The 265-nt window shown below is 70.2% G+C and carries 1 protein-coding gene; it reads left to right on the top strand.

Annotated features, from left to right (window positions below; all coding sequences use genetic code 11):
• The coding region (locus VJI93_RS08930) for a hypothetical protein (protein WP_324009345.1) at positions 1-265 on the top strand (265 nt) is incomplete at both ends.

The raw sequence follows: 265 nt of genomic DNA, 5'->3' as shown, positions 1-265 counted from the left end.
TCCTGATGACCGCCGAATTCCGCATGCAGCCGCCCGAACCGATGGCCGATTTCGGCGCGCTGCCCGAATTGCCCGATTTCCTGACCAATCCGGGCTTCCTGGCCAGCCATGTCGATCCGCTGACCGGTGAGGACGACGCCCGCCCGATCCCCAGCGCTGCGTCGGCGATGGGCCTGCTCGGCGCGCAAGGGCCGGGACAGGTGCCTATGGGCACCGATCCCTGGGCCGACAGCGGGATCAGCCGCAACGCGCCGTGCCCGTGCGG

The sequence above is a fragment of the Parvimonas sp. M20 genome, assembly GCF_035282425.1.
In the GTDB taxonomy this organism is placed as follows: Bacteria; Bacillota; Clostridia; order Tissierellales; family Peptoniphilaceae; genus Parvimonas.
This window is presented reverse-complemented; position numbering and strand designations above follow the sequence as displayed.